This is a genomic window from Pseudomonas sp. G3-19, assembly GCF_054855875.1.
Genome location: NZ_JBMPIQ010000003.1, coordinates 3,972,014 through 3,986,729 on the forward strand (window position 1 = coordinate 3,972,014; position 14,716 = coordinate 3,986,729).

At 61.9% G+C, this 14,716-nt stretch carries 16 protein-coding genes; 6 read left to right on the forward strand and 10 right to left on the reverse strand.

Going from position 1 to position 14,716, the window contains the following annotated elements; all coding sequences use genetic code 11:
- Positions 1-147 precede the first annotated feature (147 nt).
- The 5 genes from ACOYXI_RS18295 to ACOYXI_RS18315 form a co-directional block, all read right to left on the reverse strand.
- A complete protein-coding gene (locus ACOYXI_RS18295; protein WP_103368172.1) occupies positions 148-1,386 on the reverse strand; it encodes a heme biosynthesis protein HemY in 1,239 nt (412 codons plus the stop codon).
- Entirely contained in the window at positions 1,383-2,525 is a 1,143-nt protein-coding gene (locus ACOYXI_RS18300) for a uroporphyrinogen-III C-methyltransferase (protein ID WP_134784943.1), read from the reverse strand. Before ACOYXI_RS18300 ends, ACOYXI_RS18295 begins: the two co-directional genes overlap by 4 nt.
- A gap of 16 nt (positions 2,526-2,541) precedes the next feature.
- The gene (locus tag ACOYXI_RS18305) at positions 2,542-3,309 is read right to left on the reverse strand and encodes a uroporphyrinogen-III synthase (RefSeq protein ID WP_134784944.1); all 768 of its coding nucleotides are present in this window, start codon (positions 3,307-3,309) and stop codon (positions 2,542-2,544) included.
- On the reverse strand, positions 3,306-4,247 hold the full coding sequence (gene hemC / locus ACOYXI_RS18310) for a hydroxymethylbilane synthase (protein ID WP_103483673.1): 942 nt from the start codon (positions 4,245-4,247) through the stop codon (positions 3,306-3,308). Before hemC ends, ACOYXI_RS18305 begins: the two co-directional genes overlap by 4 nt.
- A gap of 137 nt (positions 4,248-4,384) precedes the next feature.
- Positions 4,385-5,131, reverse strand: a complete 747-nt coding sequence (locus ACOYXI_RS18315; protein ID WP_003229385.1) for a LytR/AlgR family response regulator transcription factor — start codon at positions 5,129-5,131, stop codon at positions 4,385-4,387.
- Positions 5,132-5,603: 472 nt separating this feature from the next.
- Between ACOYXI_RS18315 and argH the strand changes: the two genes are divergently transcribed.
- Complete coding sequence (argH, locus tag ACOYXI_RS18320) at positions 5,604-6,998, forward strand: argininosuccinate lyase (protein ID WP_027610449.1); 1,395 nt, start codon at positions 5,604-5,606, stop codon at positions 6,996-6,998.
- Positions 6,999-7,126: 128 nt separating this feature from the next.
- On the opposite strand, the gene ACOYXI_RS18325 is transcribed toward argH, so the two are convergent.
- A complete protein-coding gene (locus tag ACOYXI_RS18325; protein ID WP_461675138.1) occupies positions 7,127-7,699 on the reverse strand; it encodes a glutathione S-transferase N-terminal domain-containing protein in 573 nt (190 codons plus the stop codon).
- Entirely contained in the window at positions 7,700-7,789 is a 90-nt protein-coding gene (locus ACOYXI_RS18330) for a glutathione S-transferase N-terminal domain-containing protein (protein ID WP_461675139.1), read from the reverse strand.
- Between the two features lie 120 nt (positions 7,790-7,909).
- Here ACOYXI_RS18330 and ACOYXI_RS18335 point away from each other — a divergent pair, with 120 nt between their 5' ends.
- The 3 genes from ACOYXI_RS18335 (at position 7,910) to ACOYXI_RS18345 (ending at position 11,726) form a co-directional block, all read left to right on the forward strand.
- Complete coding sequence (locus tag ACOYXI_RS18335; protein ID WP_027610447.1) at positions 7,910-8,194, forward strand: hypothetical protein; 285 nt, start codon at positions 7,910-7,912, stop codon at positions 8,192-8,194.
- Positions 8,195-8,452: 258 nt separating this feature from the next.
- Positions 8,453-8,698 (forward strand): TIGR02647 family protein, encoded by a 246-nt coding sequence (locus ACOYXI_RS18340; protein ID WP_098966233.1) that lies wholly within the window; start codon positions 8,453-8,455, stop codon positions 8,696-8,698.
- Between the two features lie 184 nt (positions 8,699-8,882).
- Positions 8,883-11,726: a class I adenylate cyclase gene (locus ACOYXI_RS18345; RefSeq protein WP_134784947.1), complete on the forward strand. Its 2,844-nt coding sequence runs from the start codon at positions 8,883-8,885 to the stop codon at positions 11,724-11,726.
- 7 nt (positions 11,727-11,733) lie between these two features.
- Here the strand turns inward: ACOYXI_RS18345 and rnk are convergent, their stop codons facing one another.
- The 3 genes from rnk to cyaY all read right to left on the reverse strand — a co-directional run bounded on the left by rnk (position 11,734) and on the right by cyaY (position 12,968).
- Positions 11,734-12,153 (reverse strand): nucleoside diphosphate kinase regulator, encoded by a 420-nt coding sequence (gene rnk / locus ACOYXI_RS18350; protein WP_003229397.1) that lies wholly within the window; start codon positions 12,151-12,153, stop codon positions 11,734-11,736.
- 259 nt (positions 12,154-12,412) lie between these two features.
- Positions 12,413-12,631, reverse strand: a complete 219-nt coding sequence (locus ACOYXI_RS18355; protein WP_098966236.1) for a DUF1289 domain-containing protein — start codon at positions 12,629-12,631, stop codon at positions 12,413-12,415.
- 4 nt (positions 12,632-12,635) lie between these two features.
- Entirely contained in the window at positions 12,636-12,968 is a 333-nt protein-coding gene (gene cyaY / locus ACOYXI_RS18360; RefSeq protein ID WP_003229398.1) for an iron donor protein CyaY, read from the reverse strand.
- Between the two features lie 316 nt (positions 12,969-13,284).
- Here cyaY and lptM point away from each other — a divergent pair, with 316 nt between their 5' ends.
- Both lptM and lysA read left to right on the forward strand, forming a co-directional pair.
- A complete protein-coding gene (gene lptM, locus ACOYXI_RS18365) occupies positions 13,285-13,458 on the forward strand; it encodes an LPS translocon maturation chaperone LptM (RefSeq protein WP_007911098.1) in 174 nt (57 codons plus the stop codon).
- Positions 13,459-13,467: 9 nt separating this feature from the next.
- Positions 13,468-14,715 carry a diaminopimelate decarboxylase gene (gene lysA / locus ACOYXI_RS18370; RefSeq protein ID WP_098966238.1) on the forward strand — a complete coding sequence of 416 codons (1,248 nt, stop codon included), beginning with the start codon at positions 13,468-13,470 and terminating at the stop codon, positions 14,713-14,715.
- Position 14,716 lies beyond the last annotated feature (1 nt).

The window sequence follows — 14,716 nt, forward strand, 5'->3', positions numbered from 1 at the left end:
TGGCGACAGTTCACCAGAAGTGTAGGGAAATCCCGACAGGTGCGAGAGGAATAGGTGTAGTCCGTTGTAGGACTTTGCCCAAGACGCCCGCCACAGGTAATTTTTCGCTCACTGAACGTTAACGAGGGAGCATGCTCCCTCGCGATATCAGGCGTGAACCGGCACCGGCAACGGCGCGGCCAGCAGACGCTCATCCAGCAATCCGAGACCCTCCTGGAACAGCTGGTTACTGCGCTCGGTGTCACCCAGTTGCGCAAGCAGACGTGCCAGCTCGGCGCAGGCTTCAGGGTTACGCTGCACTCGCAGACTGCTTTCCAGGTAATCCCGTGCCTTGCCCCACAAGCTGGCTTGCAGACAGAGACGACCGAGGGTCAGCAACAGGCTCGGGTCAGCAGGATGTTCCTTGAGCCAACCTTCGGCGGTCTGCAACTGGCGCGCGGGATCGCTGCCGCGCACCAGGCCATACAGACGCGCGAGATGGCTGTCGTACTTGCGCTTGAGGGCACTGCGCAGGATTTCTTCAGCTTCGACCTGAGCACCCAACTGACGCAATTGCTCGGCGTATGCCAGCACCAGCGCCGGCTCCTGACGCTGCGCGGAGGTCAACTGCTCCCAGGCACGGGTGAGTGACTGCAGACCGACCTTGCCGTCCTCGTCCCGATGCGCTGCCAGAGACAGGTTGTTGCCCCAGGCACGACGTTCCAGTTCAGCCAGTTCGGCCGGCGGCAGCACCTTGTCCTTGCGCAGTTCCGGCAACAGGCGAATCACCGCCGACCAGTCGCCGCGCTGCTGATGCAGACGCTGCAACTGTCGCAAGGTCTGCACGTTATGCGGATGTCGCTCGTGCATCGCCTGCAGGGTCACCAAGGCGCCGTCGGTATCACCACGATCGGTCTGCAACTGCGCGTGACTCAAGGCAATCGCCAGTTCGGCCTGAGGCTGGCGCTCCAGCGCACGTTCAAGCAACTGATCACACTCTTCGTACTTGCCTTGTTCGTTGGCCGCGCGTGCCGCGCCGAGGTAATACAACAGCGGCTGGCGCTCGGCCTCGGCGGCGCGAGACAGATGACGTTGCGCGCTGGCCCAGCGACCTTCGGCCAGATCCAGCTGCCCGTGTTCGATGGCCACCTGCACCCGCCGGCTGCGGTTGCGGCGCGACCACGGATTGACCACGCCACTGGAGGCCATGACCAGCTCGACCAAGGCCTTGATCCCCCAGATCAGCAGCCACAACACCGCGATCAGGCCCAGCGTGGCCCACAGACTGGCCTCGTAGCGGAAGCTCTTGTAGGCAATCAACACGTACCCGGAGTGTTCGGCAATCGCCAGGCCCAGTGCCGCCGTCGCCGCGATCACCAGAAACACGATCACATACAGGCGTTTCATGGCGTGGTCTCCTGCGCGGTGTTGGCGGCAGGTTTGGCGAACGGTTTGACCGACTCTTCAGCGTTGACGTTACGGCGCTCCAGATAAGCCTGCACCGCACTCAGCGTGCCGGTCAGGTCCGGCGTCTTGACGGTGACCGGTTGCTGGCTCAGCTCGGCAACCTGTTCAAGCATGATTTTGCTCTGCGGATTGTCCGGATTGAAATTGCCCTTGAGCACGTCCCGCGCTTCGGTCAGTGCCTGGGTGTAGACCGGCGCCTGGCCATTGAGCGCAGCCCACTGCGCCTGCTCCAGCGCGAGACTCAGGGCCAGACGCACCTGACTCAGGCTCTGCCCGGCCAGCAGTGGCTTCACATTCTTGTCGGCATTGAAATCGATGCGGATGTAACGCGACACCTGATCCCACCACTGCGCCCAGCGACTGGCGCCATCGCCGTCAGCGGTCAGGCCCAGCAGCGATTCGCCGCGATCCTTGTACTCAGGCGCCAGCTCGGTCAGTTCGATGACCTGATCACGCAAGGCACCAATGCGCAGGAACAGACCGGTGCGATCCGGCTGCTCGGTGCTGCGCAGCGCCACGAGGGTTTTCGCCACTTGCTCGCGGGCGGCGAACGAGCCGGGATCGTTCTGCTCACGCAGAATTTCGTCGGCACCCTGCACCAGCGCCTGGGCGCTGCTGATGTCCTGCAAGGCCGACAGACGCAGGCTGGCCAGACGCAGCAGATGCTCGGCCTCGGCCAGACGCCAATCCTTGCGGCTGGCGCCGAGAACGGTTTCCAGACGCTGATTGAGGCGCTGCTGATCCCCCTGCAATTGCGTCACCAGACGCTGACGTTCGGCGAGTTCATCGGCACCGGGCAATTGCGCGAGGCGCTCGGTCAGACGCTGTTCGTTGAGTTTGAGGCTCTGCGCCTGATCGTTCAACGCCTGCACCTGATCCGACTGCTGTGCGGTGTTGCTCTGCAGGTGACGCACCTGCCAGACACCCCAGCCACCGATCGCCACGCCGGCAGCGCCGAGCAACAGGGCGACAATGGCCAGTCCGTTGCCTCGGCGCGGCTCTTTGGCCGGCGGTGGAGTTTCAACCTGGGCATCGATCACAGGCTGGACATCATCTTTAGGCAAGGCTGTTTCGCTCACGTATCCATCCTTTGCATTAGAGAACGGGCACGGGATGCTCCCGTAACGCCGTCAGCAAAGCCGCGGCATTCGCGCCGCGGCAATCCACAACTGTTCGGGCCCCGGCGGCATGTGCCAGCTCGGCAACCCTTGGGCTTGGCACAAACAACGGCAACTGCGCAATTGAAGGCCAGGCATCGCCGGCCATCTGGCGCAAGTGCTCGAAACCCTGTCCACTGCTGACCACCAGCCCGTTCAAGCGTTCCGCTGCAATGCGCCGCGGCAGCTCTTGCGGCGGGTAGGCCGGCAGGTCACGCCGATACAACTCCAGATACTCGACACTAGCACCAAGCGCGCGCAGGCGCTCGGCGAGCAGCTCGCGGCCACCCTCGCCACGCAGGATCAGCACCTGCGCGCCGGGCTCGGTGACCGCCTCGCGCAGACGCGACAATTGCAGCAGGGCTTCACTGTCATCGCCGTCGGCGGGAAAGTGTACGTCGAGACCGTGATCGCGAAGAATCTGCGCGGTCGCCGCACCGACGCTGAACCACGGCATCGACAGCGACTGAAGCCCATGAGCGTCCAGCAGATCAAGCGCAATCCGCGCCGCCGGCTTGCTGACCACGATGACCGCGCTGCAACCCGGCAGCTGCGCCAGCGCCTGACGTATCTTGTCAGAGACCGGCAGCGGCGCGATGTCCAGAAGCGGCAGGCAACTGCTGAAAATCCCCTGTCCGGCCAACACCGCGGCCAGCGCCGCACAGTCATCCGCAGGGCGCGTCAGCAGCAGGCGCCAGCCAGTCACTCGTGACCTGCCTCGCCATACACCGCTTTGAGAATGTCGTCGGCACCCTGGCTGAGCAAGTCTTCGGCAACCTTCACCCCCAGCGTCTCGGCATCGGCACGCGGCGCGCGCGCCTCGGCGCTGAGCAGCTTGCCACCACTCGGTTCGCCCACCAGCCCACGCAACCACAACTGCTCACCTTCGAGCACGGCGTAGCAGGCAATCGGCACCTGGCAGCCGCCATTCAGGTGTTTGTTGAGGGCACGTTCAGCGGTCACGCGCGAAGCGGTGTCGGCGTGATGCAACGGTGCGAGCAAGGCGTGGATTTGCGTGTCGGCGCTGCGGCACTCGATGCCGACGGCGCCCTGACCACCGGCCGGCAGGCTGTCATCGACGCTGATGGCCGAGGTGATGCGGTCTTCAAAACCGAGACGGATCAGACCGGCCGCCGCGAGGATGATCGCGTCGTACTCGCCGGCATCGAGCTTGGCCAGACGAGTGTTGACGTTACCGCGCAGGAAGCGGATTTCCAGATCAGGACGACGGGTCAGCAACTGCGCCTGTCGCCGCAGGCTGGAGGTGCCGACGATGGCGCCGGCAGGCAGCGCATCCAGGCTGGCGTAGGTATTGGAAACGAAAGCATCGCGCGGGTCTTCGCGTTCGCAGATACAGAACAGGCCAAGGCCTTCGGGGAAGTCCATCGGCACGTCTTTCATCGAATGCACGGCGATGTCGGCTTCGTTTTCCAGCAGCGCGGTTTCCAGCTCCTTGACGAACAGGCCCTTGCCGCCGATTTTCGACAGCGGCGAGTCGAGCAGCTTGTCGCCGCGACTGACCATGGGCACCAGCGTCACCAGCAGACCCGGATGGGCCGCTTCCAGACGGGCTTTGACGTATTCGGCCTGCCAGAGGGCCAGCGCACTTTTACGGGTGGCGATGCGGATTTCGCGAGAGGACATGGATCAATCCGTACTGAATAGATACGGCGGATAATAACAGCTCAGCCAAATCCACTTTGACTTGAATCAGAAACGGCGTGGCCTCCCTGGCCTGCGATGCCCGGTAGAAGAAAGTGAAACCAAGCGCGAAGGCCGGGTCAGAGGCCCTGCATCATCTTGCGCACACCGGCCACATGTCGACGACTGACGATCAGCGCATCACCATTGAGGCCTTTGAGGAACAGCTGGAAATGCCCCAGCGGCGTGCGTTGCAGACGCTCGATGCGGTCACGGGCGACCAGCGCGTTGCGGTGGATACGCACGAAACGCTCGCCGAATTCGTCTTCGAGGGCTTTCAGCGGCTCATCCAGCAGCACCTCGCCGCTTTCATGGCGCAGGGTCACGTATTTGTGATCGGCAATGAAATAGACCACCTGATCCAGCGGGATCAGCTCGATGCCTTTGCGGGTGCGGGCGCTGATGTGACTGCGCGGGCCATTACCGCTTTCGGCGGCGGGACGGGTCAGGGCCGAGAGTTGCGCCCGGTTGGGACGTTCAGCCCGTTTCAGGGCGTCATGCAGATGTTCGGTTCGCACGGGTTTCACCACATAGCCCACGGCGCTGGCCTGCAGGGCTTCCACGGCAAATTCATCGGGGCCGGTGCAAAACACCACGGCCGGTGGCGTTTCGCGTTCGCACAGACGGGCAGCGACCTGCAGGCCATCGAGGCCCGGCATGCGGATATCGAGCAGCACGATATCCGGCTTGTGGCTGTCGATCAGCGCCAACGCCTCTTCGCCATTCGTGGCGCTGGGCTCCAGGACTGTATAACCCTCGAGCTCGCTTACCATTCGGCTTAGGCGCTCGCGAGCCAGTGGTTCGTCATCAACGATCAGGACATTCATATTGCGCTGGATTCCTGCGTGAGTCTCGCACAAGGATAGCGTAGACAGGTGAAGTGACGTCCGTCACCGCGATCCACGCTAAGACTAGCCCGAGCGCCAAAAAGTGCCGTACGTCGGCCAGCAATATTTGCCAGTGTCCGGGTCGTACTGCTCAAAGCCCGCTGTTTCCTGCGTTTTTCACGGGGTATGCCAAAGGACAAAACCACCCACCCCCTCTTCTTATAGTCGGCGTCCGGACCTTTGTGCGATCCGCAGTCGCGCCGACCCTTATGTCCAACTGTAGACGCTTGCCGGGCCGATATTGCTCAATCGAAAAATATCCTTGCGCAAATCCCCCACAGACGGCGCCGACTATGAATGAGCAGATGAGAAAAAAACGTATCGACCGGTGTCAGCGACAGGATTGGCAACCCTGTTATTATCCGCGCCAGCGTTTCACGCCTTCTTTCTTCAAGCCGATACGAGCGAATTCATGAGCACTGACAAGACCAATCAGTCCTGGGGCGGCCGCTTCAGTGAACCCGTCGACGCCTTCGTCGCCCGCTTCACCGCCTCCGTCACCTTCGACCAGCGCCTGTATCGCCACGACATCATGGGCTCGATCGCCCACGCCACCATGCTGGCCAAGGTCGGCGTGCTGACCGATGCCGAGCGCGACAGCATCATCGACGGCCTGAAGACCATTCAGGGCGAAATCGAAGCCGGCCAGTTCGACTGGCGCGTCGACCTCGAAGACGTGCACATGAACATCGAAGCGCGCCTGACCGATCGCATCGGCATCACCGGCAAGAAACTGCACACCGGGCGCAGCCGCAACGACCAGGTCGCCACCGACATCCGCCTGTGGCTGCGCGACGAGATCGACCTGATCCTGGCCGAGATCACCCGCCTGCAAAAAGGCCTGCTGGAGCAGGCCGAACGTGAAGCGGCGAGCATCATGCCCGGCTTCACTCACTTGCAAACTGCTCAGCCAGTGACCTTCGGGCATCACATGCTGGCCTGGTTCGAAATGCTCAGCCGCGACTACGAGCGCCTGGTCGACTGCCGCAAGCGCACCAACCGCATGCCACTGGGCAGCGCCGCGCTGGCCGGCACCACCTACCCGATCGATCGCGAATACACCGCGCAACTGCTGGGCTTCGACGCCGTGGGCGGCAACTCGCTGGACAACGTTTCCGATCGCGATTTCGCCATCGAATTCTGCTCGGCCGCGAGCATCGCGATGATGCACCTGTCGCGATTCTCCGAAGAGCTGGTGCTGTGGACCAGCGCGCAGTTCCAGTTCATCGATCTGCCGGACCGCTTCTGCACCGGCAGCTCGATCATGCCGCAAAAGAAAAATCCGGACGTGCCGGAACTGGTTCGCGGCAAGACCGGCCGCGTGTTCGGCGCCCTGATGGGTCTGCTGACCCTGATGAAGGGCCAGCCACTGGCCTACAACAAGGACAACCAGGAAGACAAAGAGCCGCTGTTCGACGCCGCCGACACCCTGCGCGATTCGCTGCGGGCGTTTGCCGACATGATCCCGGCGATCAAGCCGAAACACGCGATCATGCGTGAAGCGGCCCTGCGTGGTTTCTCCACCGCGACCGACTTGGCGGACTACCTGGTGCGCCGTGGCCTGCCGTTCCGTGACTGCCACGAAATCGTCGGTCACGCGGTGAAGTACGGCGTCGACACCGGCAAGGATCTGGCCGAGATGAGCCTGGAAGAACTGCGTCAGTTCAGCGACCAGATCGAGCAGGACGTGTTCGCCGTGCTGACCCTGGAAGGCTCGGTGAATGCCCGTGACCATATCGGCGGGACTGCGCCGGCGCAGGTCAAGGCAGCGGTGGTTCGCGGTCAGGCCCTCATCGCCAGCCGCTAAAGGTCAAAAGCTTCGCGAGCAAGCCCGCTCCCACATTTGGATTGATGTTGAACACAACATTGTGACCAACGAAATCCCCAGTGGGAGCGGGCTTGCTCGCGAATGCGTCCTTCAGAACGCCAAAAAACTTACTTCTTGGCAGCGATCATCGCCAAAAACGCCGGCATCGCCGCCTCTTTGTCCGCTGCAATCTTCTGCACGTGCGGATTCTGCTCAAGCCGCTCCAGCAGCGCCTTGGCTTTCGGCATCTCTGCCAGCAAATCGATCCCGAACAGTTTCTGCCCGACCGCACACGCCAGCGGCACGCTGTACAGGAAATACAAATCCGCGATGCTCAAACTGTCGCCCGCCACGTACGGGGCGAATTTGCCGTGGCGGCCCAGTGCCGCGAAACCCAGCAGCAGCTCGGCTTTGGTTTTCTCCTTGATCGCCTCCGGCACCGGCGAGCCGAAGAACGCTTCGCCATAACAGGCGCGGCCCGGCAGTTCGATGTACAACTCGATTTCCTTGGCGATCGCCAGCACCTGCGCCCGCTCGAATGGATCGCTCGGCAGCAGCGGCGTGCCCTTCTGGGTCTGCTCGAGGTATTCAAGGATGATCGCGGTTTCGTTAATAAATCCGGCATCGACGCCGAGTACCGGTACTTTGCCGCGCGGGCTGATCGCCAGCGATTGCGGGGTCGGCGTCGGGTAGAACGTCACCTATTCGAACGCCAGGCCCTTTTCCAGCAGCGCCAGCTTGACCATGTTGTAGTAGTTGCTGACAGCGAATCCGTAGAGCTTGAACATCACATAGCCTCCAGGCCGTGCGGGGTGGGCAGTCACTGTTTATAGATCGCCGGGCGTGATCCTGCCAGCAGCATCACGCCGCTGAATGCGGGTAAACTGGCGCCTTTCCTTGAGGAGCCTGCCATGAGCGAGCCGACTGACATCGACAATGATGAAGAAGAGTTCACCGAATCGACGCTGATCGAAGCGATCGAGAACCAGATCGAAAGCGACAACCCGCCAGCGGCCAAGGCAACCTTCAACAAGCTGACGCTGGTCGGTTACGAGCGTGATGACATCCTGAATCTGATGGCCCACGTGCTGGCCTACGAAATCGACGCGATGCTCGACGAAGACCGCGCGTTCAATACCGAGTGGTATGAAACCGCGCTGCGTGCGTTGCCAGAGTTGCCACCGGAAAAGCAGTAACAACACATTTCCCCTGTGGGAGCGGGCTTGCTCGCGAAGGCGGTGGATCAATCACGAACAGGGCGACTGACCCGACGCCTTCGCGAGCAAGCCCGCTCCCACAAGGTTTGTAACGTATCCATCCAGCCATCTCTCCGGCCCCGACTACACTGGAATTCGCCTCAAGACAAAATCCCTGATCTGAGCACTGGACATGCCGCAAAAGCGGGTTCACCTTAGGGGCGCTGTCGTCCAATTCCTAGAAAGTCTGGAGTCCTTATGTCGCTTACCCCTGAGCTGGTTGCCGAACTGGAAGTCCTCGCACTCTTTCCCCTGGACAGTTCCCAGGAAGGTTTGAAAATTCATCAGACCGCTGCCCCGAAACATATCGCCGCCGCCAAACGCCTCTTCGAGAAAGACCTCACCGACAAGCCCGATGGCGGGTATCTGACCAGCCTGGGTCGTGATGCCGCGCAAAATGTGCAAACCGTGCTGACCATTCTGAGAGAACAGGAAACCGCCTGATTTTTCCCGTCTTCGCCCACGGGAACTCCTGCCACGGGATTTCCGCGGGCCCGCTTGATCGCTCACCGCTAAAAATCTGACGTCAAAAAACAAATTCAGCTTAAAAGTCCCGCTGCGCAAAGGCTAAACTGCCTCCCATTCCGAGACCCTCTTCGTCCGAGCCTGCGAGCCGGTTTGAGCTGACATGACGCGCACCCATGAAATCCGCCCCGACCTGGACGAAGGCATCGACCGCAAGGTGCTCAGCCAGCTGCGCGCGCGTTTTCTCAAACTCAATGAAGGCCGGCTCGGCCGGGCACTTGAAGGCCTGTCGAGCCGCCAGCAAGGCGTGCTGACCCTGCTGCCGCTGTTCTTCCACGTCAATCACCCGCTGTTGCCGGGCTATGTTTCCGGCAGCACCCCCGCCGGGCTGTCCAACTATGAACCGGACGCCAGCGCCCTCACCGAAGCGCAGCGCCTGACCCGCTCGTTCTCCTACAAGCCGCGCCATGGCAGCAACCCGCCTCGGCCGATTCACGGACTGTTTCTGATGGGCAGCCTCGGCACCCTGGCCCAGGCCGATCAGAGCGACATGGACGTGTGGGTTTGCCACGCACCGGACCTGAGCGAAAACGAACTCGCCGAGCTGCGCAAAAAATGCCAGCTCCTCGAAGCCTGGGCCGCGACCCAAGGCGCCGAGGCGCACTTCTTTCTGATCGACCCGGTACGCTTCGTCAAAGGCGAACGCGACACCCAGCTCAGCTCCGAAAACTGCGGCAGCACGCAGCACTATCTGTTGCTGGACGAGTTTTATCGCACCGCGATCTGGCTGGCCGGGCGCACACCGATCTGGTGGCTGGTGCCGGTCTACGAAGAAAGCGCTTACGACCTGTACACCCACACTCTGCTGTCCAAGCGTTTCATTCGCGCCGACGAGACGCTTGATCTCGGGCATCTGGCGACAATTCCGCCGGGCGAGTTCATCGGTGCCGGCCTGTGGCAATTGTTCAAGGGCATCGAATCGCCCTACAAGTCGGTGCTCAAGCTGTTGCTGACCGAGGTCTACGCCAGCGAACACCCGCAAGTGCAGTGCCTGAGCCTGCGCTACAAGCAGGCCGTGTTCGCCAATCAGCTGGATCTGGATGAGCTGGATCCGTACATGGTGGTGTACCGACGCATCGAGGAATACCTCAGCGCCCGCAACGAGCCGGAGCGTCTGGAGCTGGTGCGGCGCGCGCTGTACCTCAAGGTCAACCGCAAGCTCACCGGCAACAGCCGCACCCAGAGCTGGCAGCGCTCGTTGCTGGAACGCCTGGCGCACGAATGGCATTGGGATCAGCGCCAGCTGGCCTTGCTCGACAGCCGCAGCCAGTGGAAAGTCCGCCAGGTCAGCGCCGAACGCCGCGCGCTGGTCAATGAGCTGAATTACAGCTACCGCTTCCTGACCCAGTTCGCCCGCAGCGAACAGACCGTCAGCCTGATCAACAAGCGCGACCTGAACGTGCTCGGTCGTCGCCTGTACGCCGCGTTCGAGCGCAAGGCCGACAAGGTCGAATTCATCAATCCCGGCATCGCCCCGGATCTGGCCGAAGACACCCTGACGCTGGTGCAATCGCCGAATAAAAAAGAGCCTGGGCAAACCCAGTGGGGCTTGTACAACGGCAGCCTGAATGCCCTGGAATGGGAGCACTTCGCGCCGATCAAGCGCAGCCGCGAACTGCTCGAACTGCTGACCTGGTGCCATCGCAACGGTGTGATCGATAGCAGCACCCGACTGGCGCTGCACCCCGGTACCAGCGACATGAGCGAGTTCGAGTTGTTCAACCTGCTCGGCAGCCTGCAGCAGTGCATCGCCCTGCCCCTGCCGACCGTTGCCGAAGAACGACTGCTGCGCGCTGCGGTGCCGAGCGAAGTGCTGATGCTGGTCAACGTCGGTGTCGATCCGCTCAAGCACCACCGCGACCTGAACATCCTGATGACCACCGAGCGTACTGACTCGCTGAGTTACGCCGGGGTGCGCGAAAACCTTGTGCTGACCCTCGATCAGGTCACGCTCAACAGCTGGAATGAAGTGCTGGTCAACCGTTTCGACGGCCCCCACGCGCTGCTCGATTGCCTGCGCGACTACCTCAACAATCTGCCGCGCGGCCCGCAGCAGCCGTCATTGAAAGTGCGCTGCTTCTGCCACAACCGCGCGCAGTTCATTGCCCGGCGCGTCGAAGAAGTCATCGACACCGCGCAGACCCTGCTGCTCAGCGAGCTCAATCACCGCTACCTGATTCAGGTGCAACAGCACTATCACGTGCTGGAGCTGGTGCCGGGCCAGGTCAATCACGCAGCCCTCGCGACATTGCCGGCGCTGCTCGATTATCTGGGCGAAGAACAGCCGCGCTACAGCCCGCTGCACCTGGACCCGATGGCGCTGGAGGATCACGACCTCGCGTTGATCCTGCCGATGGGTCAGCCGGAATCGATTCAGGTGTTCTACCGGATCAGCGAACAACAGGCCGAGCTGTACGTGCTGGATGAGTTCAACGCGCTGTGGCAACAGCATCTGCCGTATCACGATGAACAGAGCCTGCTGGTACCGCTGCAGCGCTTCCTGCAATCGATCCAGTACCGACGCGAAGCGCTGTTGCCGATGGATGGCAGCCCGGCGGTCGGCCTCGACACCTTGTATTACCAGCTATTGCCTTCCGGCCCCGGGCGGGCGCGCCGGGTCGAACCACGACCGGCGCCGCAGACACCGGTCAACAAACCGTTCTACGACGTGCAGGCGATCGTCGGCAAAGCCGCACCGGGAGAGGTGCAGGTCACCTTATATTGCAATCAACGGGAATTCAGCGAGCTGGAATATGGCGACCAGCTGTTCCATGTGGTCGCCCGGGAGATCGTCGAGCAGCGCCGCGAGACCGAGCGCTATCGCTGCTACATCACCGACCTGGACCTCTCGGGCCTGCTCGGTGATGGTCAGAGTTCAAGCAATTTGTATCTGCGCTACAAGGCCGACCTGGAGCGCGCCCTGAACGAGGCGCTCGAACAGGTCTGAGGCGGGATCACTCGCGGAATTCACCGCCGTTGGCAGGCTGCGATTCAACTTCCAGCAACGTCAGTTTCAGGGTCTTGCCACCCGGAGCCGGCCAGTCGATGTGCTGACCGACCTTCAGGCCCAGCAGCGCGCTGCCGACCGGCGCGAGGATCGAGATCTTGCCTTCGTCGGCGTTGGCATCCTTGGGGTAGACCAGCGTCAGGTGATAGTCCTTGCCGCTGCCTTCTTCGCGGCAGTGCACGCGGGAATTCATCGTCACGACATCGGCGGGCACTTCATCGTGGCCGACCAGCGTATCGGCGCGGTCCAGTTCGGTTTGCAGCGCGATCACGCCCGGCGCAGCCTGGTCTTTCTCATTCAGGTTGTCGATCAAGCGCTCCAGACGTTGCACGTCCAGACGGGTAAGAGTGATGGAAGGTGCGGTCATGATCCGGGCAGACTCCTTTCTTCTGCACACAAAAAAAGCAAAACCCCGCCAAAAAAGACGGGGTTTTCACCATGCCTCGATGGGTTGAGGCGTGTTCGGACACTATCACAGCTCAAAAAATATACAAGCCACCCACTTTTGATCTGGCAAGAACCCCTGTGGCGAGGGGATTTATCCCCGATGGGTCGCGCAGCGGCCCCAAGCTTCTGAGACTGCTGCGCAGTCTATCGGGGATAAATCCCCTCACCACAAGGTCGAGTCAAGTCAGGGCTTTTCGTGCGGCAGCCTGCTGGCAGATGATCCGACGGCGCTGATCGTCTGCCGAGCGCCATTCGCGAATATCCTCGACATGGCGGAAGCAGCCGAGACAAACCTTCTGTTCATCCAGCCGGCACACGCCGCTGCACGGCGAAGGCACGGCCGGGCTGATGTTGCTGTAAAGCGGCTTTGGCGGACGAACAGGTGCGGTGTCAGTCACGAAATCACAGACCTTCGAAGTCAAATTCGACGCCGGCTTGCTGCTTGACGATGCGCTCGAGCATCTCGCCCAGTTGCTCTTCGCTCTTGTCGCACATCCAGCGCTCGCTCTCTTCGTCGTAGTCGAAGTGGAAACCGCCGGAGACCGCCGCCAACCACAGCTGGCGCAACGGCTCCTGACGACTGAAAATCAGCTGCGTGCCGTTTTCAAACTTCACAGTCAGTACACCGGCCGAGCTTTCCAGGTCGATATCCAGGTCGCTTTCGTCAAAGATGTCCTCCAGTTTTTCCTGGGTTTCATCGACCAGATCGTGGAAACGCGCTTCGGACAAACTCATTGTGGCAACCTCAAAAAATGTCTGATCAGGCTCAAGCGCCGCAAGATACGGACGCTGCCGGCCGATTGCAAAGATTAACGACCAAGCACCTGCCGGCACATCCAACACAACACTTGCGGGAGCGGGCTTGCTCGCGAAGGGGCCGGCACATCCAGCATTTTTCTCGACTGGACCGACGCCTTCGCGGGCAAGCCCGCTCCCACAGGGGTTTATGCGTATTCAGACAGCCCCGCCGGACGGGAACCCCCTCGCATAGGCAAGCTGCCGGGTGGCCGGTATACTCCGGCGCAATTAACGCATTTTCAAGGATTTCGCCATGAAGCGCCTGATCTCTTCCCTTGCTGCGCTCGTCGCGGTTGCCTGCCTCGTTTCGGCCTGTGGTCAAAAAGGCCCGCTGTACCTGCCGGATGACGATCAGGACCCGGCCGAGCAAGCCCAGTCTTCGCAGAAGCAGCCGTCCAAAGCACACAAGCACGACGTTTACCAATAAGGGATCGCCATGGACGCTTTTAACTACCGTGGCGGGGAGCTGTTCGCGGAAGGTGTGGCGCTGTCCGCCATCGCCGACCGCTTCGGCACGCCCACCTACGTCTACTCGCGTGCGCACATCGAAGCCCAGTATCTGGCCTACGCCGACGCGCTGGCCGGCATGCCGCACCTGGTCTGCTACGCCGTCAAGGCCAACTCCAACCTCGGGGTTCTGAATGTCCTGGCCCGTCTCGGCGCCGGTTTCGACATCGTTTCCCGTGGCGAGCTGGAACGTGTACTCGCCGCTGGCGGCAGCGCCGACAAAATCGTGTTCTCCGGCGTCGGCAAGACCCGTGACGACATGCGTCGCGCGCTGGAAGTCGGCGTGCACTGCTTCAACGTCGAATCCACTGACGAACTCGAGCGCCTGCAAGTCGTGGCTGCCGAGCTGGGTGTTCGCGCACCGGTCTCGCTGCGCGTGAACCCGGACGTCGACGCCGGCACCCACCCGTACATTTCCACCGGTCTCAAAGAGAACAAGTTCGGCATCGCCATTGCCGACGCCGAAGACGTGTACGTGCGTGCCGCGCACCTGCCGAACCTGGAAGTGATCGGTGTCGACTGCCACATCGGCTCGCAACTGACCACCCTGCCGCCGTTCCTCGATGCCCTCGACCGTCTGCTGGACCTGGTCGACCGCCTCGGCGATTGCGGCATCCACCTGCGCCACATCGATCTCGGTGGTGGCCTGGGCGTGCGTTATCGCGATGAAGAGCCGCCGCTGGCAGGCGACTACATCAAGGCCGTGCGCGAGCGTCTGAACGGTCGTGACCTGGCGCTGGTGTTCGAACCGGGCCGCTTCATCGTCGCCAACGCCGGCGTGCTGCTGACCCAGGTCGAGTACCTCAAGCACACCGAACACAAGGATTTCGCCATCGTCGACGCGGCGATGAACGACCTGATCCGTCCGGCGCTGTATCAGGCCTGGATGGACGTCACTGCGATCAAACCGCGTGACTCCGCTGCGCGCAAATACGACATCGTCGGCCCGATCTGCGAAACCGGCGATTTCCTCGCCAAGGATCGTGAGCTCGCGCTGGAAGAAGGCGACCTGCTGGCCGTGCATTCGGCCGGTGCCTACGGCTTCGTGATGAGTTCCAACTACAACACCCGTGGCCGTGCCGCTGAAGTGTTGGTAGACGGTGATCAAGTTTTTGAAGTGCGCCGCCGCGAAACCGTGGCCGAGCTGTTTGCCGGCGAAAGCCTGCTGCCGGAGTAAC